Origin of the sequence: Exiguobacterium sp. PvP048 (assembly GCF_040549175.1) — a bacterium.
GTDB lineage: Bacteria > Bacillota > Bacilli > Exiguobacteriales > Exiguobacteriaceae > Exiguobacterium_A > Exiguobacterium_A artemiae.
This window is the reverse complement of sequence record NZ_JBEPSU010000001.1, coordinates 581,502-603,907: the sequence shown is the minus strand read 5'-3', so window position 1 is coordinate 603,907 and position 22,406 is coordinate 581,502. Positions and strand designations below refer to the sequence as shown.

Below are 22,406 nucleotides of genomic sequence, written 5' to 3'. Positions count from 1 at the left end.
TCACTAAAAGGCTCGGTTTTGAGAAAAAACCATGAGCGATGACGCTTGAATAATGTGGTATGATTCATTAAGATTAGAATGATACTAAATTAGTAACTCTCGTGAACTGAATCGTCAGACACGAAATGAATAGATGGAGGGATTCTACATGAAGGCTTCACACTTAAAGATTGAAGATTTACACGTTGCAATCGACGGCAAAGAAATCTTGAAAGGCGTCAACTTAGAAATCAAAGGCGGCGAAATCCACGCGGTCATGGGACCAAACGGGACTGGTAAATCAACACTCGCATCTGCATTGATGGGTCACCCGACGTATGAAGTGACATCAGGATCAGTCACACTCGACGGCGAAGACGTCCTCGAAATGGAAGTCAACGAACGTGCGCAAGCAGGTATGTTCCTTGCCATGCAATACCCAAGCGAAATCAGTGGTGTCACGAACTCAGACTTCCTGCGTTCAGCAATCAACTCACGCCGCGAAGAAGGCGATGAAATCTCACTCATGAAATTCATCCGTCAACTCGACGCGCAAATGGGTCTTCTCGAAATGCCGGGCGAAATGGCACACCGTTACCTCAACGAAGGTTTCTCGGGCGGAGAGAAGAAACGGAATGAAATTCTCCAAATGACGATGCTGAAACCAGCCATCGCCATCCTTGACGAAATCGATTCAGGTCTTGATATCGATGCGCTTAAAGTTGTCGCAAAAGGTGTTAACGAAATGCGTTCACCTGAATTCGGCTGCTTGATCATCACGCACTATCAACGTCTCTTGAACTATATCGAGCCTGATTTCATCCACATCATGATGGGCGGAAAAATCGTCATGTCTGGTGGTAAAGAACTTGCTCACCGTCTCGAAGCAGAAGGTTATGACTGGGTTAAAAAAGAACTCGGCATCGAAGAAGTCGAAATCGAAACAAAAGCGTAAGACGAGGGAGGAAGCATGATGACTGTAGAACTGAATCTTGCCGTAAATCGCGAGGCAGTGGCAGAACGTGCGACTCGCTTAGGGGAACCGGCTTGGATGATTACCAAGCGTCAAGATGCACTTGATCTTGCCCCGACGCTCGCATTGCCAAAAGTAGAAAAAATTAAAATCGGTGGCTGGAACTTCACAGAAGGTACAGCAGATCTCGAAACGGTAACTGGTCTGACACCGGATATCGAATCGTTGATCGGTGAAAACCGTGACCATATGCTGATCACGCGTAACGGACAACTCGTCCACGCGCAAAACAGCGAAGCGACGAACGGCGTCATCTTCACGACGCTTGAAGACGCAATGAAGCACCATCCGGAGCTCGTCGAGAAATACTTCATGACAGAAGGCGTCAACGTCAACGAAGATCGTCTCGCAGCACTCAACGCAGCACTCATGAACGGCGGTACATTCCTGTATGTACCAAAAGGCTTGAAGTTGACTGTTCCGATGCAGGCCATCTATACGCTGGAACAAACAGGCGGTGCGTTGTACCACCATGCGATCATCATCGCAGATGTCGACAGTGAACTGACGTATATCGAAAACTTCGTCTCTTACGGCGAAGAAGCCCATAACGTCAACGTCGTGACAGAAGTCTTCGTCGAAGACAATGCGAAAGTTCTTTTCGGAGGCGTCGATACGCTTGCGAAAGGTGCTGTGACGTATATGAACCGTCGCGGTGTCGTCAAACAAGGCGCGAAGCTCGAATGGGCACTCGGTCACATGAATGACGGACACACGATCACGGAAACGAAAACACACCTCGTCGGTAATGATTCGTTCTCGGACACGAAAGCCGTAACGGTTGGTCGTGGCGAGCAAAAACAAAACTTCAACGTCCGGACAGACCATTTTGGTAAAGGTTCGGAAGGTTTCATCTTGATTCACGGTGTTCAGAAAGATTCAGCGACATCGATCTTTAACGGAACATCAATGATTCACCATGGCGCTTCAAAATCAAACGGTGTCCAAACGGAACGTGTCCTCATGTTGTCTGAAAAGGCACGGGGAGACGCAAACCCGATCCTCTTGATTGACGAAGATGATGTCATGGCAGGACACGCGGCATCTGTCGGTCGTGTCGATGAACTTCAACTCTACTACTTGATGAGCCGTGGTCTTTCACGCAAAGAAGCAGAACGTCTCGTCGTTCACGGTTTCTTACAACCGGTTGTTTCGGAACTCGCGATTGACTCTGTCAAAGAACGCCTCGTTCAAGTGATCGAAGGGAAAGTAAACTAATATGGGAATCGATGCATCCATCCGCAATCAGTTTCCGATTCTTGACCAACAGGTTAATGACCGGAAACTCGTCTATTTAGATAGTGCGGCTTCGTCACAAAAGCCGCTCGTCGTCATTGAGGCGATTGAGAACTACTACAAGACGGTTCATTCGAATGTGCACCGTGGCGTCCATACGCTCGGAACACGAGCGACGGATGCGTACGAAGGTGCGCGTGAGAACGTACGTCGTTTCATCAAGGCGCAACACCATGAAGAGATTATCTTTACCCGCGGGACGACGACAGCGATCAATATCGTCGCCTCAAGTTACGGAATGGAGCATGTGGAAGAAGGGGACGAGATTGTCGTCACGTACCTGGAACACCATGCGAATCTCATTCCGTGGCAACAGGTCGCGAAAAAGAAAAAAGCGAAACTGAAATATGTGGATTTGACGGCAGACGGTCGTGTAACGATCGAAGCGGTCAAAGAACAGATTTCGGATCGGACGAAGATTGTGGCAATGGCCCACGTTTCGAACGTCCTTGGAACGATCAACCCGATTAAAGAAGTCACGCAACTCGCCCATGCTGCCGGCGCCGTCATGGTGGTCGATGCAGCGCAAAGCGCACCGCATCAGCAGATTGACGTTACAGATCTCGATTGTGATTTCCTCGCGTTTTCCGCTCACAAAATGTGCGGACCGACCGGCATCGGTGTCCTGTACGGTAAAAAAGCATTGCTCAATGCGATGGAGCCGGTTGAATTCGGCGGTGAGATGATTGATTACGTCGGGCTGGAAGAGTCGACGTTCAAACCTTCTCCGTACCGGTTCGAAGCAGGAACACCGATTATTGCAGGCGCAGTCGGCTTATCGGCAGCGATTGATTTCTTGGAACAAGTCGGACTCGGTAACATCGAAGCCCACGAACGTGAGCTCGCTCAGTATGCGATGGCACAAATGCGTGACATCGAAGGACTGACGATTTACGGTCCGGAAGAACGTGTTGGTCTCGTCACCTTTAATCTCGGTGATGTTCACGCGCATGATGTCGCGACGGTTCTCGATATGCAAGGTATCGCAGTCCGTGCCGGTCACCATTGCGCGCAACCGCTGATGCGCTGGCTTGGAGCCAGTTCTACGGCACGAGCCAGCTTCTACCTGTATAATACAAAGGAAGAAGTAGACGCATTAGTGACAGGACTTCGCCAAACGAAGGAGTATTTCAGTCATGGATTTTAACAATCTCGATCACTTGTACCGTCAAGTGATCATGGACCACTATAAAACGCCCCGCAATCGTGGTGCGATTGACGGTGGTGTGACAATCGATATGAACAATCCGACATGTGGCGACACAATCCGTCTGCAGCTCGCAATCGAGGACGATATCGTAAAAGATGCGAAGTTCGACGGTGAAGGATGTTCGATCAGTATGGCGTCTGCGTCGATGATGACACAGGCTGTCAAAGGAAAAACAGTCGAAGAAGCATTACAACTCGCCAACGTCTTTTCCGAGATGGTTCAAGGAAAAGACTACGACGATGAAAAATTTGATCTCGGGGATGCCGAAGCACTGTCTGGTGTGACAAAATTCCCGGCGCGAATCAAGTGTGCGACACTTGCCTGGAAGGCGCTCGAACGCGGCGTCGAAGAAGGGAAGTAACTTCGGTCAGTAAGTAAGAGGAGGAAACGAACATGGCTAAGAACATGCCTGAAATTGGCGATTATAAATATGGTTTCCACGATCGCGATATCTCGATCTTCCGTTCAGGACGCGGCTTGACGACAGAAGTTGTCGAGACGATTTCGAAAATGAAGGAAGAACCGCAATGGATGCTTGATTTCCGTCTGAAATCACTTAAGATTTTCAACGAACAATCGATGCCAGCATGGGGCGGCGATTTATCAGATCTTCGTTTTGATGACATCACGTACTACGTTAAGCCGTCAGAACGTGCTGAAAAATCTTGGGATGAAGTACCGGAAGAAATCAAACGTACGTTTGATAAACTCGGAATCCCGGAAGCTGAGCAAAAATACCTTGCAGGTGTTTCGGCACAGTACGAATCAGAAGTCGTGTATCACAACATGAAGAGCGAACTGGAAGATCAAGGGATCGTCTTCAAAGATACAGATACAGCACTGAAAGAAAACGAAGATTTATTCCGTGAGTACTTCGGTAAATTGATCCCGCCGACAGACAACAAATTCGCTGCCCTCAATACAGCGGTTTGGTCAGGTGGATCGTTCATCTATGTACCAAAAGGCGTCAAGATGGATACGCCGCTTCAAGCCTACTTCCGGATCAACTCGGAAAACATGGGTCAATTCGAGCGGACGTTGATCATCGTTGACGAAGAAGCATCGGTTCACTACGTCGAAGGATGTACAGCACCGGTCTACACAACGAACTCGCTTCACTCGGCGGTCGTTGAGATATTCATCAACAAAAACGCGTATTGCCGTTACACGACAATCCAAAACTGGGCAAACAACGTCTACAACCTCGTTACGAAACGTGCGATCTGTGAAGCCGGCGCAACGATGGAATGGGTCGATGGTAACATCGGTTCGAAATTGACGATGAAATACCCTGCCGTCATCCTTAAAGGGGAAGGCTCACGCGGTATGACATTATCAATCGCCATCGCTGGTAAAGGACAACACCAGGACGCAGGCGCGAAAATGATTCACCTCGCACCAAATACGTCGTCCACGATCGTCTCGAAATCGATTTCGAAACACGGTGGGAAAGTCACGTACCGTGGGATTGTCCATTTTGGCCGTAAAGCAACTGGCGCACGTTCGAATATCGAATGTGACACGTTGATCATGGACAACCAGTCGACATCAGATACGATTCCGTACAACGAAATTCTCAACGACAACATTTCGCTTGAACACGAAGCGAAAGTATCGAAGGTCTCGGAAGAGCAATTGTTCTACCTGATGAGCCGCGGGATTTCACAAGAAGAAGCAACTGAAATGATCGTCATGGGCTTCATCGAGCCGTTCACAAAAGAATTGCCGATGGAATATGCGGTCGAAATGAACCGTCTCATCAAGTTCGAGATGGAAGGTTCAATCGGATAATGTTTCTGCTCTCTCATCTCTGGATGAGAGAGTTTTTTGTACACAGGCAAAAGCGGGTAAAGGATTGAAAAAGGAGGGATTCATCATGCGTGATATCGTCTATTCTTTTCAAGTCTCGCTCGACGGCTACATCGAGGATGCATCGGGCAGCATCGCCTTTGCGTCACCGGATGCGGAACTGCATCAGTACTTCAATGATTATGAAAAAGCATTTGATACCCATGTGTACGGCCGTCGTCTGTATGAGATGATGCACTACTGGGAAACAGCCGATCAGGAAGATGAACCGATCATCATCGAGTATGCGAAAACATGGCAGGCCCTTGAAAAAGTCGTCTTCTCGCAAACGTTGACGGCCGTCGAGGGCAATGCCCGTCTTGCGACCTGGCCGCTTGCCGAGGAACTCGCGGCATTAAAGCAGGCACCGGGTAAACAGATTGCGATCGGCGGGGCGACCCTTACCGCGGAAGCCATCCGTTTGGATTTGGTGGACTGTTATCATGTCGTCATCTATCCCGTCTTACTCGGTGGAGGGAAACGAATGTTTCCGCTGTTTGAGCAATCGTTGTCCTTACAGCTTGTAGATCAACAGACCTTTGCTTCCGGTTGCATCGCTTTGACGTATAAACGGATGCGAACCGACTTCTTATAACCCTCAGTGGAATCATGAAACAAGCAATTTTTCCTCCTTATTTTTCAAGGAGTAGGAAGGAATTGCTTGTTTTTTATATGAAAAACACACGTGTTTTCCGAGAAGAGTCTTGAAGAAGAAATTCCCGATTCTGCTATGCTATGATGAACAATAAGCAGAGAAAACGGAACGGAGGGAGCAGGATGATTTATGTCGGCGTGACCGGTTGGGGCGATCATGACAGCCTCTATCCGACACCACAGGATCGGAAAGAGAAGCTCGCTGCCTACGCGGGACACTTTCCGGCAGTCGAAGTCGATTCAACGTATTATGCGATTCAGCCGGAACGCAACTATCAGAAGTGGGTCGCGGAAACACCGGATGATTTCCGGTTCATCGTCAAGGTCCATCGGGCGATGAGCGGTCATGACCGGGAAAACAAGGATCCACTTGGTCCCATCTTTGAACAGTATCTCGCTTCGATCGAGCCGATGCGGCAGAGTGGCAAGATTGCCGCGATTCTCGTCCAACTGCCACCGTGGTTTGACGTCAGCAAAGTACATCTTGAATATCTTCAGACGATTCGGAAGTCGCTTGCCGGCCTCCCGGTCGCAATCGAATTTCGGAATCCGTCCTGGTATTCGGACGCCTACCAGGAACGAACGCTCCGGTTCTTAGCCGAGCATCAGTTCATTCATACGATTTGTGATGAGCCGCAGACGGAAGACGGATCGGTGCCCTTCGTCCCGGTCGTCACACAGGAGACAGCATTTGTGCGTCTGCACGGCCGAAATGTCGCCGGATGGCTGAAGAAGCCCGGACAAAGCAGTGAGGACTGGCGGAAAGTCCGGTGTCTATACCGTTATTCAGAAGAAGAATTACAAGAGTTGGCCTTACATATCCGTTCACTTGCCGAACAGGCAAAAGACGTGTATGTTTTCTTTAATAACAACTCGGCAGGGGATGCCGTACCGAATGCGAAACGTCTCATCGAGATTTTAGGTCTCGATTATGAATCGCTCGCGCCCCGGCAAATTTCACTGTTTTAATACCTGGAGGAGGCTTATGCGTGAAGTTACACGTCATTCATTATAACGATCTGCATTCACACTTTGATATGTGGCTTCGCTATATGTCGTTTATGAAAGAACACCGGACATATGACTCCCTCGTCTTTGACTTGGGGGACCATGCCGACCGGGTTGCCCCGGCAACGGAAGCGACGCAAGGAAAAATTAACACCCATCTCTTAAACGAATTATCGCCGACGGCTGTCACGATTGGAAACAATGAAGGCATCACATTTCCGCATGACTGGCTGGCAGAACTATACAGCGATGCGACGTTCCCGGTGCTTGTCTCGAACTTGTCGGCCCCATTCGCCAAAGCCGGGATGATTCAGGAATTACCGACTGGGAAAGTCGGTATTTTTGGACTGACGGCGCCGTATTATGAATTGTACGAGTTACTCGGTTGGTCGATTGAGAATCCGTTTGAAGCAGCGGCCCGCGAAATCGAAGCCTTGCGGGATCAGGTCGATGTGCTGATCTGTCTGAGTCATCTTGGTTTTTATCAGGATGAAGACTTGGCGGAACGGTTCCCGGAACTGGACTTGATCATTGGATCGCATACGCATCATGTTCTCGATGATGGTGTCGTCCGAAACGGTGTACTGATTGCCCAGGCAGGAAAACACGGACAATATGCGGGTGAGATTTATCTGAATACGGATACGGGCGAAAAAGAAGCGGTTCTTCATCCGCTCGAATCCTATCCGGAAGATGAAGCGACAGCCGTTCTGCTTGATAAGGAACAGTATTTGGCAGAACGTCAGATGAAACAACCGATTGGCCGGACATCAGGTCTAGCGAATGACTGGTTTAATCCATCGCCGTTTACACAACTGCTTGCTGATACGATGCGGGACTGGTGTCAGGCGGATCTTGCCTGTGTGCCGGCCGGTATGCTGCTCGGTTCGTTGTCCCCGGGACCGGTTTCGTCTTACGATTTACACCGGCTTTGTCCGCATCCGATCAATCCGTGTAAAGTGACGATGACCGGAAAAGAATTAAAACAATTCATCGCCGAAGTCGATACGAACCGCTTTGAACAGTTAAAAGTCCGCGGACTCGGCTTCCGGGGAAAGCTGATGGGCAAGATGCATTATGCCGGAAACCGGCAACATCTGGACGATGCGAAACATTACACCGTGGTCCTTCCGGATATGTTTACATTTGGTCCTTTATTTCCGGAAATCAAAGAAATGCCGAAAGAATATTTCATGCCGGAATTGTTACGGGATCTGCTCTTTGATCGCCTATCGGAGAAGTCAGAAATTGGTGAATTACCCATCCGCAAACACTGAATATTTGTTATACTGTAACAGAAATCAGGTCAGTTTTTTACGGATAAAGGGGGAAACCGATTCATGGGACGCAGAGAGATACAACGTAAACCAGAATGGCTGAAGATCAAGCTGAACACGAATGAGACTTACACAGAACTCAAAAGTATGATGCGTGAAAAAAAGCTTCACACGGTATGTGAGGAAGCAAAATGTCCGAACATTCACGAGTGTTGGGCGGTTCGCCGGACGGCGACATTCATGATTCTTGGAAGCATTTGTACACGGGCCTGCCGTTTTTGTGCCGTGACGACAGGACGTCCAAATGAACTTGACTTAGAAGAACCGAAACGCGTAGCGGAATCCGTTCGTCTGATGAATCTGAAGCATGCCGTCATTACAGCGGTTGCACGTGATGATTTAAATGATTTCGGGGCAGGGGTATATGCGGAGACGGTACGGGAAGTCCGTCGCATGAACCCGGAAACATCGATTGAAGTTTTACCGTCCGACATGGGTGGGAACTTCGAGGCGTTGCAGACGCTGATTGAAGCCAAACCGGACATCATGAACCATAACATCGAGACGGTTCGCCGTCTGACACCAACGGTCCGGGCGAAAGCAACGTACGATCGGACACTTGAATTCCTGTGTCGTTCCAAAGAACTCGCACCGGAAATTCCGACGAAATCGAGTCTGATGCTCGGACTCGGGGAGACGTGGGACGAAATCTTACAGACGATGGACGACCTGCGTGCGAACGACGTCGACATCATGACGATTGGTCAGTATCTCCAACCGACGAAAAAGCACTTGGACGTTATCAAGTACTACACGCCACAAGAATTTGCTGAATTAAAACAGATTGCGCTCGGAAAAGGCTTCTCGCATTGTGAGGCCGGTCCGCTTGTCCGTTCGTCGTACCATGCTGACGAGCAAGTCAACGCGGCGAAAAAAAATAAAGCGGCTCTGCCGATCGATTGATGATCAAGGACCGTCCACGCCGCGTGCGAGGACGGTTTTCTGCTGTCTGACGATTCGTTTTCAAGTATGATTATGGTAAGATAAAGGAAGCAGGGGGTGGAAAAATGATACAAGTCAATCGTGAAAGATATGAAATCGTGGAAGAAAAACGAGAAGGATTCAACGAAGAAGCCTTCATCGGCCGGTTTAGTGATGTGCTCGAAAAATACGACTACATCGTCGGAGATTGGGGACACGGACAATTGCGCCTCCGTGGTTTCTATGACGACAACCATGAAAAAGCAACGTTTGATACAAAAATCTCCCACGTGGCGGATTATTTGTATGAATACTGCAATTTCGGCTGTGCGTATTTTATCGTCAAACGGATGGAATTCGTAGAAGGAGAAGAAGCACCACCTCGCTTCGACGGATCTTCAGCGAATACGTTAAAACTGAAACGGAAGTTTTCAGCGACGAAAGAAGAGACACAGGACGAGCAGTAATCAAAATGACATCTGAAAGGATGTTTCTGATTGGGTGTTTTCGGCTAATAGTATAGTATCACGCACCTATAGGGGGAACTATCCATGAGAATCGTCGGGATTTACAAGTCTGTACCAGAAGTTGTCAGTGCTGTTCATGATTTACGTGTCGCAGGTGTTGTATCAACAGATTTGAAAGTCGTTGCCCATGATCGATATGATCTGGAACAGATCGAGGAATTGGCCGATTTGAAAAATCATCAAACATCAACACGTCTGTCGCAGGAAGAACATATGAATCTGTGGCAGGAGATCAAAGGAATCTTTAAAAAAGACAGCAACGGACCTTCTTCACACAGCGATGTCCTCGAAGCGAGTGGATTAACGAAAGATGATGTCAACCGTGCCAATAAAGCAGCGGAAGAGGGACAATTCGTCTTACTCGTCGGCGATGAAGCGGATCAACATTCGGAACGTAAAGCCCATGATGAATCCGACAATACGAATGTCTTCAGCGGTCCCAACACACTCAACGAGCGTAACGACCGGTTACTGTAACAGTAAAACAGCCAACTCCCTTCGGGAATTGGCTGTTTTTTTGCTTATAATCCGATATAGTCGCGTAAGTATCCTTCAAGTTCATCCGCCACTTCATCCTCAAGATCAAAGGCATGAGCGATATAGCCGGGTTCATCGAAGTCATCCGGACCGATGATGGCAAACCGGTTGGATAAGAGATTCAACACTAAAATCTTTCCGAAAAAATGTTCGGAATGGGTGATCGCTAAATCAAACCGGCTCGTCTCACCAATCCAGCAAACGAATCGGGTTTTTGTCTGTTCGACGTCATCATATAAAAAATCGCGTTCTTGCATCATCTGTCAGTTCCCTCATTTCCTTCATCTCTGCTTAGATTAAAGGGTTTGAGGAACCTTTTGCAAGTACGGTTTACGTGACAAGCTATGTTCGGCGATGACTTTCCGGATCGTCCGTGTTTTTGAACGCATGACGAGTGATGTCGTCTCGACGATATCATCCGTCAAGAAGCGGACGCCGTCGAGCATTTCACCTGTCGTCACGCCTGTTGCTGCGAAGATGCAGTCGTCACTTTTGATCAGATCATCAAGCGTCAACAATTGCAACGGATCCGCAAGCCCCATCCGGATGACGCGTGCTGTTTCTTCCTCGTTCATCGGGTGCAGACGTGCCTGCATATCGCCGCCCATTGCTTTGACGGCAGCTGCTGTGATGACGCCTTCCGGTGCCCCACCGGTTCCAATGAAGATATCGATGCCCGTTGATGGTGAGAGCGGAGCGATTCCGGCTGATACATCGCCGTCTTCAAACAGACGGACACGTGCGCCGACACGCATTGCCGCTTCTCGGAAGTGATCATGGCGCGGACGATCCTGCATGATGACCGTGACATCTTCAATCCTTTTCTGATTTAGTTCTGCTGCTTTTTGAATGATGACTTCAAGGGGATCGTCAAGTGAGACATGTCCTTTTAAGTTTGGTCCGACTGTCAGTTTATCCATATACATATCCGGTGCGTGTAACAATGCTCCCTGGTCAGCGACTGCGATGACGACCATGGCGTTACCGAGACCTTTTGCCACGATGTTCGTTCCTTCGAGCGGATCGACGGCGATATCGACGATAGGACCGCTTGTCGTACCAACTTTTTCGCCGATGAATAACATCGGTGCTTCGTCGAGTTCCCCTTCACCGATGACGACTGTTCCCGCCATGTTAACGGTGTTTAAGACTTCGCGCATGGCTGTTGTTGCCGCATCATCGGCTTCGTTCTTCTTGCCCCGGCCAATCCATTTGGCGGATGCCAGTGCAGCTGCTTCTGTTGCTCGGACGATTTCTAGTGCTAATTCGCGTTCCATCTATGAATAACCTCCAAGTCACCTAATGTGACATACTATTTTCGTAAAAATCTAAATTGAGGATAACACATTGCGCAATGTGATGCAAACAGCCTTTCTGCTTTTCATGTTTCGCCGATAGAGCTAAAATGAAGGGTGTGAGGGGGAATGGAAGATGTATTTTGTGAATCGTGAAAAGATTGAACAAACCGTAGTTTGTTTGGAAACGGCATTGCGTCAAAGTAAAGAGTTAACGGGGGACGCTTTGACGGTTTCACTGGCGTGGGAACGGATTGGATTTTTAGTGATTGAAAGCATCATCGACATCGGAAACAGTATGATTGATGGTTTCATCATGCGTGATCCGGGAAGTTATGAAGATATCGTCATGATTTTAGAAGATGAGCGGGTCATCGACGCGTCACTTGCGACGAGTTTGAAGCGCATCGTGGCACTCCGGACACAAATCGTCCGTGAATTTACGACATCAAGTACAGCGGAAATCCGCAACGTTTTGTTTGAGGAAGAAACACAATTACGTCGTTTCCCGGACGCGGTCCGACATTATCTAGAGACAGAACTCGGACCCGTCTCGGCATTTTTACCAAATGAGGAGTGAGTCAGCATGAAGGCAAAAGGCTATTTATTTGATTTAGACGGTACGATGTATAACGGGACAGAACCCGTCAAAGAAGCGGTTGATTTCGTCAACCGGTTGCAGGAAGAAGATGTACCGTATCTGTTCGTTACGAATAATGCTTCGATGACGGCAGAAGCCGTCGCTGAGAAATTACGCGGCATGGGTGTTCACTCGAATGCGGAACATGTCTTAACCAGTGCGATGGCGACAGGTCGCTACATCGCAGAACTCGATCCGGGTGCGAAAGTCTATGCCATCGGAGAAGGCGGATTGGTTGATGCTCTTGAGCGTCAAGGCTTACAAGTCGTTGCGGATGAGCATGCCGATTATGTCGTGATTGGTCTTGACCGTCAGATCACGTATGAGAAGTTAGCGATCGGAGCCCTCGCGATTCGGGCCGGCGCCCGTTTTATCTCGACGAATGGAGATATCGCGATTCCGACAGAGCGCGGCTTCTTACCGGGGAACGGGGCGTTGACATCGGTGTTACGCGTGACGACGGAAAAAGAACCGTTTTATATCGGGAAACCGGAGCCGGTCATGGTCAATATTGCGGCTGAGATGATTGGTCTTGCGAAAGAAGATCTCATCATGGTCGGGGATAATTACCATACCGACATTTTATTCGGGATCAACGGCGGAATCCGGACGATGCATGTCAATTCCGGCGTTCATACACCGGTCTTCATTCAAGGACAGGATGCCCAACCGACCTACATGGTCGATACGTTGGCAGAATGGATTCTTTAAACAAAAAAATCCCCATTGACGGATGTCAGTGGGGATTTTACTTCATTAGAAAACTTGTTCGACTTCAACGACGCCGGCTACTTCTTCAAGCAGGGCACGTTCGATACCAGCTTTCAGTGTGATTGTTGAACTTGGGCAGCTGCCGCAAGCTCCCATCAAACGGAGTTTGACGATACCATCTTCTACATCTACGAGTTCAACGTCTCCTCCGTCACGAAGAAGGAACGGACGCAATTTTTCGAGTACTTCGTTTACTTGATCAAACATTTCCATGCGTAAACACATCCTTTCTTATAGAATCATTGTAACAGGGTTGAAAAATGTTCTCAATCTGGAAAACTTGTATACTAAAAAAGAAGTGTAACAAATAGGGGGGACCACAGATGGAAATCAAGGTATATGGGGCGGCACAGACGTGTCCGAGTTGCGTCGGGGCACCAAGTTCAGAGGAGACATACAGTTGGCTGCAGGCCGTTCTTGGACGGAAGTACGAGACGGCATTGACTTTTGAATATGTGGATTTCGAAGCGGCACCGGTCGAGGATGAATGGATTACGGCTCTTCAGGACGATGTTTATTTTTATCCGCTTGTTCTGCTTGACGGTGAGATGGTCGATGAAGGATACGTCCAGTTGAAAAAAATCACGCAGGCAATTGACAGAAGACTTGAAAAAACGGCCCCGGAATGACCGGCGCCGTTTTTCTTATTTAATTTTTTTATGTTTCCAGAGCACACCGGACTTCAGAAGACGTGGAACTTTCCCTGTCAACGCCTGTTTCCCCATGACGATGCCGAAGCCGTCTGACTTTCCAAGTGATCCGAGCATACCGCGCAATTTGATTTCCGGCAGTTTCGGTAATTTCTTGCCGGCCCATTTTGCCTGCAGGACATCGACGACCTGATCCGCTTGATGCTCCGCAAGCTGACCGCTTGGCGCATACGGGAGACTGGCACAATCCCCGATGACGAACACATTTTCATGTTCCGGCACATGGTGGTGTTCCGTCAGCTTGATCCGTCCGCCGCTGTCAGCTTCAAAACCAAGATCACGGACGACTTTAACCGGTTGCGTACCCGCTGTCCAAATCGTTAAGTTCGATGGATAGGCGTCATCCCCGTTTTGAACATCATCCGCCGTGACGAAGGTGACGTTCGAGTTATTGATGACTTCGACGTCATGCTCCTCGAACCATTCCTGGACGTAGGTCGACACTTTATCCGAGAGGAAGGACAGAACGGACGGTCCCCGGTCGAATAGGCGAATTTTCAAATCTTTCCGGCTTTCGTGCAGTTCACTCGCGAGCTCGACTCCGGATAATCCGGCTCCGACGATGGAAACGATCGCACCGGGTGAAAGTCCGCAAATCGCCTGTTGTGTTTTCCGTGACTCTTCGAGTGTCTGGATGCTGTAAGTAAACTCTTGTGCCCCCGGTATGTTATGGTATTTATCTTCACAACCTAAGGCGATGATCAAATCATCATAAAACAATTCCGTTCCGTCTTGCAGATGAACGGAGTTCGTCTCTGGTGAAATCTTTACGACATGTCCATACTTATATGAGAGATGTTCCCCTTCCGGAAACGCGATCCGGACATCCCGGTCCGACAATGTTCCGGCAGCAAGTGCATAGTACTCTGTTTTTAACGCGTGGTACGGTAAACGATCGACGAGCGTCACAGCGACATCTTCATCCTTGAATCGTTCACAAATCCGCATGCCACCATATCCGCCACCTAAAACAACCAGTTGCTTCATAACTTAAAATCCCCCTTAGTTCCCCTAAATCAGTCTGACCTTGTATAATACGACATGAGGAAAGATAATTCCTGCCTGAAGGAGGAAAAAAAGTGAATCCGATTATTGAATTTTGTATCAGTAACTTAGCGACAGGGACTCAGGTCGTCATGCAACAGCTCGAACGGGACCCGAATGTCGATGTCGTCGAATATGGTTGCCTCGGTTATTGCGGGATTTGTTCGCTTGACCATTTTTGTCTCGTCGATGGAGAAACCGTTGTCGGGGAGACACCGGAAGAACTGCTTGAAAAGATTTATCAGAAAATCGAAGAAAACGAGCTCTAAAAAAATCCCCGTGTCTCACAAGAGACCGGGGATTTGTGTCTGTCAGCGGGCGCGGCTTCGGACTTAGACAGTTTGTTGACGACGTGTCATCCAAGGTTTTAGTTTCAGGAACAGCGGGATGAAGAGTGCTGAGATGAACATCGCCTTGATGATGTTAAACGGTAAGATACCGGCTGTAATCGTCGTCCACTTGACGGCAGGGTCAAGCATGTAGTCCATACCGAAGAACCAAGCGTACGCTGGAAGAATCAAGATATAGTTGAGGATGGCAAGACCGAGTGCCATCGTGATCGTACCTGCGACAAGACCGGTTGCGAGACCTTTTGTCGATTTCTTTTTATGATAGAACCAACTGACCGGAAGAATGAAGGCAACGCCAGCTGCGAAGTTGGCAAGCTCACCGACCGGAACACCACTTCCACGGAAGATGTAGTACAGGACGTTTTTGAGTGCTTCGACGATGACGCCGGCAACAGGTGAGAACATGATTGCGGCGATCAAAGCAGGAACATCACTGAAGTCGATCTTCAAATAGTTCGGTAAAAACGGAAGCGGGAAATTCAGTAGCATAAGAACAAATGAAATTGAACCTAACATCGATAATGTGACCATTTTTTGTGTGCGTTTCATACGAGTATAATCTCCTTTTGCTCGTTCCTCTCGATGAAGTATTGGCATGTCTGCGTTCAAAATAAACCCCCATCGAAGTGTTCGATGGGGGAGAAGTCCGCAGTAAACTAAGCCTGACCGATTTTTGCAAAATCGGTTCAAGAAAGAAACATGCCGCCATCTTCTCCCATCCAGACTATACTGTCGGCTCCTGAGTTACACAGAATCAGCAAATAGCGCCCTATTCGCTCGCGGGCTTCAGGCGAATCGCCTGTTTACCGCCGGTCGGGAATTTCACCCTGCCCTGAAGATGGAACGATTTAATTTTTTTTAATACAACTTATTTATACAACGAATTCAAGATTGTTTCAAGCAACTAGGTTTCGATTCCCCTTAAAATTGCGTATACTAATAAAAAAGGGAAGGTGATGACATGATTCATTTAACAGAAGCGGCCGCACTGCAAGTCAAAGAAATGATGTTGCAGGCGCCGGACGATGAACAAAATCTGCGCATGCTCGTCCAAGGCGGCGGATGCAGTGGTCTCTCCTACGGCATGGGGTTTGACAGTGAAAAAGAGACGGACTTGACCTTTGAGCAACACGGAGTCAAAGTCATCGTTGATCAAAAAGATTATCCGGTCGTTAAAGGACTGGAAGTAGATTATAAACAATCCATGCTCGGAGGCGGATTCACGATTACGAATCCAAATGCAATCGCGACATGCGGTTGCGGGACGTCGTTCCGAACGGCGACGAATGCCGGCACACCGGGCGGCTGTTAATGAAATGACTTGTATCGCAGACGATTGCCGTCTGCGATTTTTTTGTTTTCACGAGCGATTGACAGGACTTTTCAATGGAGATGGAGAAGGACTAACAGGAACGTTAGCACGCTATGATGAGGGAGGACTATCGATGCGAAAGGTACTGATTTTCGGTGGAACACGCTACTTTGGTCGACGGTTGGCATTACGGCTCGCGGAATCGGGGGACGATGTGACGATTGTCACGCGTGGGGAACATACGCCGCCGGTCGCGAAGGGCTTGACATTTTTTAAAGGGGACCGGACATCAAGCAGTACGATGAAGGATCTTGGAAGTCAAAACTGGGATATCATCTATGACAATATCTGTTTTAATCCGTATCAGGCGAAGCTTGCGGTCGATGCCTTCGAAGGAAAAGTCGGTCGTTACATTCTGACGTCGACGATGTCGGTCTATGAGCAGGGCGGGACAAACATTTCCGAGCGGTCCTATAATCCGTTTCCCGGGAAATATGATCTTGAAAAAGAACATGATTACGGCGAAGGAAAACGTCAGGCGGAAAGTTATTTCTTCCAACGTGCGACTTTCCCGGTCATTGCCGTCCGTTTCCCGGTTGTCCTCGGACCGGATGATTACACGGAACGGCTGATCTTTCATGTCAAACGGGCACTAGCCGATCAACCGGTCATCGCTGAAAATCTGTATGCGAAGATGGGATATATCTCGAGTTACGAAGCGGCAGCTTTCCTCGAGTGGTGCGGCCGTTCGACGATCACAGGACCGATTAATGCCGCGAGTGACGGCGTATTATCGATTCAGGACTTAATGGATAAGATTGATCACGTGGCAGGAACGACATCACGGTTTGAGACGACAGGCGAAGAGCCGTCACCGCTTGCACCGGATCACGATTTCTATATGGATACGACGGCAGCCAAACAAGCGGGATATCTCTTCCAACATGTTGATGACTGGCTTGATCGTTTGATTGAAGAGGAGGTCCGGAACCACAAATGATTACCTTAATTAAACCATCGCTGCACTTGGAACCGGAATACCTTGATTATGTATCAGAGTGGCAAGAGTCCGGTGAAAGCATCGTTCCGAGTGTCGTCAGTAAAACGTTTCTGCCGTTGGAGGATTTTTTGGAAGAACAGGAACAAGAGGAACGGGTGGCCCCGACGAACTGGGTGACCCACTCGACGTATTGGTTGTATGACGGGGAAACGATTGTCGGTGCAGTCAATTTCCGGCATGATCTAAACGATCAATTGCAACAAGTCGGAGGGCATATCGGTTATGGCATTCGACCGAGTGCGCGCAATAAGGGGTATGCGACGGAAGGATTACGGCAAGCGCTTGAATTTGCGCGAAAGCGGGGACTTGCCTTCGTCTTGATCACCTGTAGTGCGGATAACACCGCATCCGGTCGTGTCATTTTGACAAACGGTGGTCAAGAAATCGAATCTTACATCAAAGAAGATGGAACACGGGTCCGGCGATTTATCATTCCACTATGAATACCGGATTTTTAACGATTCGACGAGCCGACATGGAAGACGCTGCTGCGATTGCCCGGATTCATGTCGCATCTTGGCGGGAAACATATCGGACGATTATTCCGGATGCATATCTCGATCAGTTATCTGCGGAGAAGCGGGAACCGGGTTGGCGGAACAGTCTTGCCGAAGGTCCGGTTTTCGTGGCACTTGATCAGACAAACGAAATCGTCGGTTTTGCGAATGGTGGACCAAATAGGGAAAATGATACGACGGAGGGAGAGCTGTACGCGCTCTATCTGTTGAAAAGCCATCAGGGGCAACGAACCGGTAAACGGTTGTTTGATCACGTGTTGGAAGATCTCAGGCGGAAAGGCTTCTTGTCTTGCATGGTAAGTGTGCTGGCAGATAACCCGTCCCGTCATTTTTACGAACGTTTCGGCGGACGACTCGTTTCCGAAAAAACCATCGAGCGGGGTGGGAAACAGCTGAGTGAGTGGACGTACCGAATTACACTCGATCCCGTATCCAACGCATAAGCCCAAAAAACAGCGTCCCTTCGATTTCCGAAATCGAAGGGACGCTGTTGTTCGTGATCACTTAATGATTTTTCACTTTTTCGAACAGACTTGTTGAGTGTTGCGGATGGCGGGCTGATGGATCAACAAGCAACTTCGCCTGGTTAACGGCAATCGGTGCTTCTCCGAAACCGGTCGCGATCAATTTGACACGACCGTCATACGTCGCGATGTCGCCGCAGGCAAATACGCCGGGAATCGCAGTTTCCATCTTCGAGTTGACACGGATGGAATTCCGTTCGAATTCGACCTCCCACTCTTTAAGCGGTCCGAGTGATGAGACGAAACCAAAGTTACAGACGACATCATCAGCACCGACGACAATCACTTCATCCGTTTCGGCATGTTTGAATGTCAGCGTCTCGATACTGTCTTCTCCGGTGACGGATTCAAGGGTATAAGGTGTCATGACATTGACGGACGAGTTATGCAACAATTCGACCGTATGCTCATGGGCGCGGAATTTATCGCGTCGGTGAACGAGTGTGACGGATTTCGCGATTGGCTCGAGCATCAGCGACCAGTCGACTGCGGAATCACCACCGCCGAGCAGGACGACCTGGCGATCTTTGAAGCGGTCCATCTCGTTGACGAAGTAGTGTAAGTTACTGCCTTCAAATCGTTCTGCGTCCGCGACACCGAGGGGACGAGCAGCAAATGAACCGTTCCCGGCTGTCAGGATGACGGTTTTCGTATAATGTTCCCCCTTGTTCGTGACAAGACGGATCAGTCCATCATCGAGACGTTCGTATGCAAGGACGGTTTCGCCGAGCACATACGTCGGATCAAATTCATTTGCCTGTTCCAGCAGCCGATCGACCAGGTCCTGGGCTTTGACTTTCGGGAAGCCGGCAATATCGTATATATATTTTTCAGGGTAGAGCGTCGCTAGCTGTCCGCCGAGTTGCGGCAGACTTTCGATGACTTTCGTCTTCATTTGACGCATCCCTGAGTAAAACGCGGTGAACAGCCCGACCGGACCGCCCCCGATAATCGTGACATCATATGGTTGGTGCATCTGAGTCCCTCCTAAAATTGGATACCTCTATTATATAGGAAGTAGGGTTCGATGTTGCAAGTACGGGACATCTCACATTTTTTTGGGTTTGCATAATTTCCCTTTGCAATCTATGATAGAAAATGGTTCAATAAACGTATAGACGTGTGAACATTATTTGAACAAAGTTTTTGAGCATTTATCTGCAATTGAATGTGAAGAAAATCACAACAAAACTATTATGCGTAAGGGGTATCAGAACATGAACACACCAAACATTGTTATTCTTGGAGCCGGCTACGGTGGATTGATCACAGCAGTCAACCTTCAAAAGAAACTTGGCGTCGACCAAGCCAACATCACATTAATCAACAAACACGATTACCATTACCAAACAACGTGGCTACATGAACCAGCAGCAGGTACGATGTCTGCTGAACAAGCGCGTATCTATATCAACGATGTCATCAACCCTTCACGCGTCAAGCTTGTAAAAGGAATCGTCGAAAAAGTCGATACAGCAAGCAACACAGTGAAACTCGTCGACGGTGGAACAGTCCCTTACGATTATGTCGTCGTGGCACTCGGCGGAGTTCCTGAAACATTCGGAATCAAAGGATTGAAAGAGAACGCTCTAACAATCAGTTCATTGAACAGTGTCCGTAAAATCAAAGAGCACATCGACTACTCATTCGCAGAGTACAAAACGACAGGTTCAACAAACCGTTCACTCTTGACGATCGTCGTCGGTGGCGCTGGGTTCACGGGTATCGAGTTCATGGGTGAGCTCGTCAACCGGATTCCTGAACTGTGCAAACAATATGACATCCCGCGCGAACTCGTTCGTGTCGTCAACATCGAAGCTGCACCGACTGTTCTTCCAGGATTCGATGCAGATCTCGTAAACTACGCACATAAATGGCTTGAGCGCCAAGGCATCGAGTTTAAACTCGGTAACGGCATCAAGGAATGTGGACCGGGCAGCGTTACATTCGGACCGCTCCAAGGGGATACAACAGAAACAATCGAAGCGAACACAATCATCTGGACTGGTGGCGTCAGCGGTAACCCTGTTGTTGCAGCGTCTGGTTTTGAAGCAATGCGTAACCGTGTTGTCGTTCAAGAAGACCTCCGCGTTCCTGGGCATGAAAATGTCTTCATGATCGGTGACTGTTCAGCTGTTATGGATCCGGCTTCAAACCGCCCATACCCGCCGACAGCACAAATCGCAACACAACAGGCACATAAAGTGGCTGAAAACATTGCTGCACTCATCGGTGGACGTCAAACATCGACATTCACATACGAAAACAAAGGAACTGTCGCTTCACTTGGTCATAAAGATGGAATCGGAATGGTCTTCGGTAAGAAGATTTACGGCCGTAACGCATCGTTCATGAAAAAAGTCATCGACAACAAACATTTCCTTGAGCTTAAAAAGATTGGTCTTGCCATCAAAAAAGGTAAATTCTAAGTTCACGTTTTAGGCAAATGTACACTCGTGCATTTGCCTTTTTTGTCGGTTATACTAAAAGAGATTCAAAGGGGGAACATTATGCATATCATTCAAGCCGTGATCGGGAGTGTTCTATATCTCGTCATGTTCTTTAGTATCGGTTTTATCTTAAACATGTTGTTACGCAGTACGTGGATCATGCTTGTCCTGTATCCGATTATCATCATCATGATGATTGATAATCAGTCGACACTAGATTATTTCACGAATGCGCGTGAAGCGATCCCGAAACTCGGGGAACGCATCATGGGTCTGCAGACGGCGGATATCACGATGTTCGTTGCCGGTCTTGCCGGAATCATCATCGCCGGAATGTCAATTCGCTTCCTGCGTAAGAGCGGTTACCAAATGTTTTAAAGTCTACTTGAGTGAGTAGGCTTTTTTAGTATGTGAAAACACGTTATAATAAAATCAGTGTCTTTAAAAAAATGTGTAAGAGCAGATAGGGTTGAGAGCGAATGGATAAACAAATGTACCACGTTATCAAAGTCTTAAATAATAATGTCGTCATTTGTTCGACTGGTGCCAACCAGGAAGTCATTATCCTCGCAAAAGGGATTGGCTTCGGTCGGAAGCCAGGCGATCAACTAACGGATCTTGATAAATTGGAAAAAGTGTATACGTTAAAAGATAAAGACGAGCAAGCGCAGTACAAGGCGCTTGTCGGACATCTGGATGAAAACTTCATCGCTTTGATGAATGAGATCGTTTCAATGATCGAAACGCGATTCGGAAAACGGGTCGACGAGCACATTCATATCGGACTGACGGACCATTTGACGTTTACGTTCAAGCGGCTCGAACAGGGAATGGAAGTCACAAATCCGTTTCTTGCGGAAACGGAAGCGTTATATCCGGAAGAGTATGCGCTCGCTGAAGAAATCGTCGAATTCATCAGTGCCGAGATGAACTTTTATTTACCTCCGGCCGAAACAGGATTTATCGCCCTTCATATTCACTCGGCGACGAACTTCAAAGATGTCCTCGAAGTGAACCGGCATCATCAATTGGTCGGATTGATTGCCAGTCATATTGAACAACGATTACAGATTAAAATCGACCGGAAATCACTGGATTACAAGCGTTTAATCCGGCACTTGCGTTCAGCGATTGAAAGGGTTTCCAATGGGGAGTACCTAGAGGCGCCAGAAAAAGTAGAAAAGCTATTGCGCGAAGAATATCCGCTGTGCTATGATACTGCTTGGGAGCTGATGTCCATCATGGAACGTCAGTTGAAGAAAGCGGTACCGCGCGGTGAAGCGACGTATCTTACGATGCATCTGCAACGCTTAGTGCAGTACGATTTAGGTAAATGACCGCACGGACTACGTGTTACTGATACGATCAGGCATGAGTGGGAT

Annotated in this window: 28 protein-coding genes and 1 riboswitch; of the genes, 22 read left to right on the top strand and 6 right to left on the bottom strand. The window is 48.3% G+C overall.

The features are described from left to right. Positions 1-148: 148 nt before the first annotated feature. The 11 genes from sufC (at position 149) to ABIC15_RS02965 (ending at position 10,290) form a co-directional block, all read left to right on the top strand. The gene (sufC, locus tag ABIC15_RS03015; protein ID WP_012371204.1) at positions 149-934 is read left to right on the top strand and encodes a Fe-S cluster assembly ATPase SufC; all 786 of its coding nucleotides are present in this window, start codon (positions 149-151) and stop codon (positions 932-934) included. Between the two features lie 18 nt (positions 935-952). Beyond that, on the top strand, positions 953-2,230 hold the full coding sequence (gene sufD / locus ABIC15_RS03010; RefSeq protein WP_214766165.1) for a Fe-S cluster assembly protein SufD: 1,278 nt from the start codon (positions 953-955) through the stop codon (positions 2,228-2,230). A gap of 1 nt (position 2,231) precedes the next feature. Further along, positions 2,232-3,455 carry a cysteine desulfurase gene (locus ABIC15_RS03005; protein WP_214766163.1) on the top strand — a complete coding sequence of 408 codons (1,224 nt, stop codon included), beginning with the start codon at positions 2,232-2,234 and terminating at the stop codon, positions 3,453-3,455. After that, complete coding sequence (sufU, locus tag ABIC15_RS03000) at positions 3,445-3,879, top strand: Fe-S cluster assembly sulfur transfer protein SufU (protein WP_012371201.1); 435 nt, start codon at positions 3,445-3,447, stop codon at positions 3,877-3,879. Before ABIC15_RS03005 ends, sufU begins: the two co-directional genes overlap by 11 nt. Before the next feature lie 32 nt (positions 3,880-3,911). Next, positions 3,912-5,309: a Fe-S cluster assembly protein SufB gene (sufB, locus tag ABIC15_RS02995; protein WP_012371200.1), complete on the top strand. Its 1,398-nt coding sequence runs from the start codon at positions 3,912-3,914 to the stop codon at positions 5,307-5,309. Between the two features lie 85 nt (positions 5,310-5,394). Further along, positions 5,395-5,961, top strand: a complete 567-nt coding sequence (locus ABIC15_RS02990) for a dihydrofolate reductase family protein (RefSeq protein ID WP_354019685.1) — start codon at positions 5,395-5,397, stop codon at positions 5,959-5,961. Positions 5,962-6,143: 182 nt separating this feature from the next. Beyond that, complete coding sequence (locus ABIC15_RS02985; protein ID WP_354019684.1) at positions 6,144-6,989, top strand: DUF72 domain-containing protein; 846 nt, start codon at positions 6,144-6,146, stop codon at positions 6,987-6,989. Between the two features lie 20 nt (positions 6,990-7,009). Continuing rightward, complete coding sequence (locus ABIC15_RS02980) at positions 7,010-8,305, top strand: bifunctional metallophosphatase/5'-nucleotidase (RefSeq protein WP_354019683.1); 1,296 nt, start codon at positions 7,010-7,012, stop codon at positions 8,303-8,305. 63 nt (positions 8,306-8,368) lie between these two features. Beyond that, positions 8,369-9,268, top strand: coding sequence for a lipoyl synthase (lipA, locus tag ABIC15_RS02975; RefSeq protein ID WP_354019682.1), 900 nt, complete (start codon positions 8,369-8,371; stop codon positions 9,266-9,268). A 104-nt stretch (positions 9,269-9,372) separates the two neighbouring features. Then, positions 9,373-9,753: a YutD family protein gene (locus tag ABIC15_RS02970; protein WP_012371196.1), complete on the top strand. Its 381-nt coding sequence runs from the start codon at positions 9,373-9,375 to the stop codon at positions 9,751-9,753. A gap of 84 nt (positions 9,754-9,837) precedes the next feature. Continuing rightward, a complete protein-coding gene (locus tag ABIC15_RS02965; protein ID WP_012371195.1) occupies positions 9,838-10,290 on the top strand; it encodes a general stress protein in 453 nt (150 codons plus the stop codon). 44 nt (positions 10,291-10,334) lie between these two features. Here the strand turns inward: ABIC15_RS02965 and ABIC15_RS02960 are convergent, their stop codons facing one another. Together ABIC15_RS02960 and glpX are read right to left on the bottom strand one after the other, a co-directional pair. Further along, on the bottom strand, positions 10,335-10,610 hold the full coding sequence (locus ABIC15_RS02960; RefSeq protein WP_012371194.1) for a DUF3055 domain-containing protein: 276 nt from the start codon (positions 10,608-10,610) through the stop codon (positions 10,335-10,337). Positions 10,611-10,646: 36 nt separating this feature from the next. Next, on the bottom strand, positions 10,647-11,627 hold the full coding sequence (gene glpX, locus ABIC15_RS02955) for a class II fructose-bisphosphatase (protein ID WP_012371193.1): 981 nt from the start codon (positions 11,625-11,627) through the stop codon (positions 10,647-10,649). A 154-nt stretch (positions 11,628-11,781) separates the two neighbouring features. On the opposite strand from glpX, the gene ABIC15_RS02950 reads away from it, so the two are divergent. Further along, positions 11,782-12,225 (top strand): DUF86 domain-containing protein, encoded by a 444-nt coding sequence (locus ABIC15_RS02950; RefSeq protein WP_012371192.1) that lies wholly within the window; start codon positions 11,782-11,784, stop codon positions 12,223-12,225. 6 nt (positions 12,226-12,231) lie between these two features. After that, positions 12,232-12,996: a TIGR01457 family HAD-type hydrolase gene (locus tag ABIC15_RS02945; protein ID WP_354019681.1), complete on the top strand. Its 765-nt coding sequence runs from the start codon at positions 12,232-12,234 to the stop codon at positions 12,994-12,996. A gap of 45 nt (positions 12,997-13,041) precedes the next feature. Here ABIC15_RS02945 and ABIC15_RS02940 read toward each other — a convergent pair whose 3' ends face one another. Further along, the gene (locus ABIC15_RS02940) at positions 13,042-13,269 is read right to left on the bottom strand and encodes a NifU family protein (protein ID WP_012371190.1); all 228 of its coding nucleotides are present in this window, start codon (positions 13,267-13,269) and stop codon (positions 13,042-13,044) included. 110 nt (positions 13,270-13,379) lie between these two features. On the opposite strand from ABIC15_RS02940, the gene ABIC15_RS02935 reads away from it, so the two are divergent. Beyond that, positions 13,380-13,685 carry a DUF1462 family protein gene (locus ABIC15_RS02935; RefSeq protein ID WP_012371189.1) on the top strand — a complete coding sequence of 102 codons (306 nt, stop codon included), beginning with the start codon at positions 13,380-13,382 and terminating at the stop codon, positions 13,683-13,685. 15 nt (positions 13,686-13,700) lie between these two features. On the opposite strand, the gene ABIC15_RS02930 is transcribed toward ABIC15_RS02935, so the two are convergent. After that, entirely contained in the window at positions 13,701-14,753 is a 1,053-nt protein-coding gene (locus ABIC15_RS02930; RefSeq protein WP_012371188.1) for an NAD(P)/FAD-dependent oxidoreductase, read from the bottom strand. Between the two features lie 92 nt (positions 14,754-14,845). Between ABIC15_RS02930 and ABIC15_RS02925 the strand changes: the two genes are divergently transcribed. Further along, positions 14,846-15,079 carry a YuzB family protein gene (locus tag ABIC15_RS02925; RefSeq protein WP_012371187.1) on the top strand — a complete coding sequence of 78 codons (234 nt, stop codon included), beginning with the start codon at positions 14,846-14,848 and terminating at the stop codon, positions 15,077-15,079. 63 nt (positions 15,080-15,142) lie between these two features. Here the strand turns inward: ABIC15_RS02925 and ABIC15_RS02920 are convergent, their stop codons facing one another. Next, positions 15,143-15,709 (bottom strand): ECF transporter S component, encoded by a 567-nt coding sequence (locus ABIC15_RS02920; protein WP_131502143.1) that lies wholly within the window; start codon positions 15,707-15,709, stop codon positions 15,143-15,145. A 154-nt stretch (positions 15,710-15,863) separates the two neighbouring features. Further along, positions 15,864-16,004, bottom strand: a riboswitch (FMN riboswitch). Between the two features lie 117 nt (positions 16,005-16,121). Here ABIC15_RS02920 and ABIC15_RS02915 point away from each other — a divergent pair. The 4 genes from ABIC15_RS02915 (at position 16,122) to ABIC15_RS02900 (ending at position 18,493) form a co-directional block, all read left to right on the top strand. Next, positions 16,122-16,472, top strand: coding sequence for a HesB/IscA family protein (locus tag ABIC15_RS02915; RefSeq protein WP_012371185.1), 351 nt, complete (start codon positions 16,122-16,124; stop codon positions 16,470-16,472). 133 nt (positions 16,473-16,605) lie between these two features. Next, entirely contained in the window at positions 16,606-17,472 is an 867-nt protein-coding gene (locus ABIC15_RS02910; protein WP_354019680.1) for an NAD-dependent epimerase/dehydratase family protein, read from the top strand. Continuing rightward, a complete protein-coding gene (locus ABIC15_RS02905) occupies positions 17,469-17,975 on the top strand; it encodes a GNAT family N-acetyltransferase (protein WP_012371183.1) in 507 nt (168 codons plus the stop codon). Before ABIC15_RS02910 ends, ABIC15_RS02905 begins: the two co-directional genes overlap by 4 nt. After that, on the top strand, positions 17,972-18,493 hold the full coding sequence (locus tag ABIC15_RS02900) for a GNAT family N-acetyltransferase (protein ID WP_012371182.1): 522 nt from the start codon (positions 17,972-17,974) through the stop codon (positions 18,491-18,493). The genes ABIC15_RS02905 and ABIC15_RS02900 overlap by 4 nt, the downstream gene beginning before the upstream one ends. 61 nt (positions 18,494-18,554) lie before the next feature. Here ABIC15_RS02900 and ABIC15_RS02895 read toward each other — a convergent pair whose 3' ends face one another. Continuing rightward, the gene (locus ABIC15_RS02895) at positions 18,555-19,550 is read right to left on the bottom strand and encodes an NAD(P)/FAD-dependent oxidoreductase (protein ID WP_012371181.1); all 996 of its coding nucleotides are present in this window, start codon (positions 19,548-19,550) and stop codon (positions 18,555-18,557) included. A gap of 241 nt (positions 19,551-19,791) precedes the next feature. On the opposite strand from ABIC15_RS02895, the gene ABIC15_RS02890 reads away from it, so the two are divergent. From ABIC15_RS02890 to glcT, 3 genes are all read left to right on the top strand, one after another. Further along, positions 19,792-21,003 (top strand): NAD(P)/FAD-dependent oxidoreductase, encoded by a 1,212-nt coding sequence (locus ABIC15_RS02890; RefSeq protein ID WP_012371180.1) that lies wholly within the window; start codon positions 19,792-19,794, stop codon positions 21,001-21,003. 81 nt (positions 21,004-21,084) lie between these two features. Beyond that, entirely contained in the window at positions 21,085-21,402 is a 318-nt protein-coding gene (locus ABIC15_RS02885) for a YuiB family protein (RefSeq protein WP_012371179.1), read from the top strand. 101 nt (positions 21,403-21,503) lie between these two features. After that, a complete protein-coding gene (gene glcT, locus ABIC15_RS02880; protein WP_012371178.1) occupies positions 21,504-22,361 on the top strand; it encodes a glucose PTS transporter transcription antiterminator GlcT in 858 nt (285 codons plus the stop codon). The last annotated feature ends 45 nt before the right edge of the window (positions 22,362-22,406 follow it).

What these genes read in the sequence shown, in the direction of transcription:
- ABIC15_RS02915 (WP_012371185.1), top strand. Translation starts at nt 16,122, where the DNA reads ATGATTCATTTAACAGAAGCGGCCGCACTGCAAGTCAAAGAAATGATG.
- ABIC15_RS02950 (WP_012371192.1), top strand. Translation starts at nt 11,782, where the DNA reads ATGTATTTTGTGAATCGTGAAAAGATTGAACAAACCGTAGTTTGTTTG.
- ABIC15_RS02935 (WP_012371189.1), top strand. Translation starts at nt 13,380, where the DNA reads ATGGAAATCAAGGTATATGGGGCGGCACAGACGTGTCCGAGTTGCGTC.
- ABIC15_RS02890 (WP_012371180.1), top strand. Translation starts at nt 19,792, where the DNA reads ATGAACACACCAAACATTGTTATTCTTGGAGCCGGCTACGGTGGATTG.
- ABIC15_RS02930 (WP_012371188.1), bottom strand. Translation starts at nt 14,753, where the DNA reads ATGAAGCAACTGGTTGTTTTAGGTGGCGGATATGGTGGCATGCGGATT.
- ABIC15_RS02985 (WP_354019684.1), top strand. Translation starts at nt 6,144, where the DNA reads ATGATTTATGTCGGCGTGACCGGTTGGGGCGATCATGACAGCCTCTAT.
- sufC (WP_012371204.1), top strand. Translation starts at nt 149, where the DNA reads ATGAAGGCTTCACACTTAAAGATTGAAGATTTACACGTTGCAATCGAC.
- sufD (WP_214766165.1), top strand. Translation starts at nt 953, where the DNA reads ATGACTGTAGAACTGAATCTTGCCGTAAATCGCGAGGCAGTGGCAGAA.
- ABIC15_RS02920 (WP_131502143.1), bottom strand. Translation starts at nt 15,709, where the DNA reads ATGAAACGCACACAAAAAATGGTCACATTATCGATGTTAGGTTCAATT.
- sufB (WP_012371200.1), top strand. Translation starts at nt 3,912, where the DNA reads ATGGCTAAGAACATGCCTGAAATTGGCGATTATAAATATGGTTTCCAC.
- ABIC15_RS02885 (WP_012371179.1), top strand. Translation starts at nt 21,085, where the DNA reads ATGCATATCATTCAAGCCGTGATCGGGAGTGTTCTATATCTCGTCATG.
- glpX (WP_012371193.1), bottom strand. Translation starts at nt 11,627, where the DNA reads ATGGAACGCGAATTAGCACTAGAAATCGTCCGAGCAACAGAAGCAGCT.
- glcT (WP_012371178.1), top strand. Translation starts at nt 21,504, where the DNA reads ATGGATAAACAAATGTACCACGTTATCAAAGTCTTAAATAATAATGTC.
- ABIC15_RS02990 (WP_354019685.1), top strand. Translation starts at nt 5,395, where the DNA reads ATGCGTGATATCGTCTATTCTTTTCAAGTCTCGCTCGACGGCTACATC.
- ABIC15_RS03005 (WP_214766163.1), top strand. Translation starts at nt 2,232, where the DNA reads ATGGGAATCGATGCATCCATCCGCAATCAGTTTCCGATTCTTGACCAA.
- ABIC15_RS02960 (WP_012371194.1), bottom strand. Translation starts at nt 10,610, where the DNA reads ATGATGCAAGAACGCGATTTTTTATATGATGACGTCGAACAGACAAAA.
- ABIC15_RS02965 (WP_012371195.1), top strand. Translation starts at nt 9,838, where the DNA reads ATGAGAATCGTCGGGATTTACAAGTCTGTACCAGAAGTTGTCAGTGCT.
- ABIC15_RS02940 (WP_012371190.1), bottom strand. Translation starts at nt 13,269, where the DNA reads ATGGAAATGTTTGATCAAGTAAACGAAGTACTCGAAAAATTGCGTCCG.
- ABIC15_RS02970 (WP_012371196.1), top strand. Translation starts at nt 9,373, where the DNA reads ATGATACAAGTCAATCGTGAAAGATATGAAATCGTGGAAGAAAAACGA.
- lipA (WP_354019682.1), top strand. Translation starts at nt 8,369, where the DNA reads ATGGGACGCAGAGAGATACAACGTAAACCAGAATGGCTGAAGATCAAG.
- sufU (WP_012371201.1), top strand. Translation starts at nt 3,445, where the DNA reads ATGGATTTTAACAATCTCGATCACTTGTACCGTCAAGTGATCATGGAC.
- ABIC15_RS02895 (WP_012371181.1), bottom strand. Translation starts at nt 19,550, where the DNA reads ATGCACCAACCATATGATGTCACGATTATCGGGGGCGGTCCGGTCGGG.
- ABIC15_RS02905 (WP_012371183.1), top strand. Translation starts at nt 17,469, where the DNA reads ATGATTACCTTAATTAAACCATCGCTGCACTTGGAACCGGAATACCTT.
- ABIC15_RS02900 (WP_012371182.1), top strand. Translation starts at nt 17,972, where the DNA reads ATGAATACCGGATTTTTAACGATTCGACGAGCCGACATGGAAGACGCT.
- ABIC15_RS02945 (WP_354019681.1), top strand. Translation starts at nt 12,232, where the DNA reads ATGAAGGCAAAAGGCTATTTATTTGATTTAGACGGTACGATGTATAAC.
- ABIC15_RS02910 (WP_354019680.1), top strand. Translation starts at nt 16,606, where the DNA reads ATGCGAAAGGTACTGATTTTCGGTGGAACACGCTACTTTGGTCGACGG.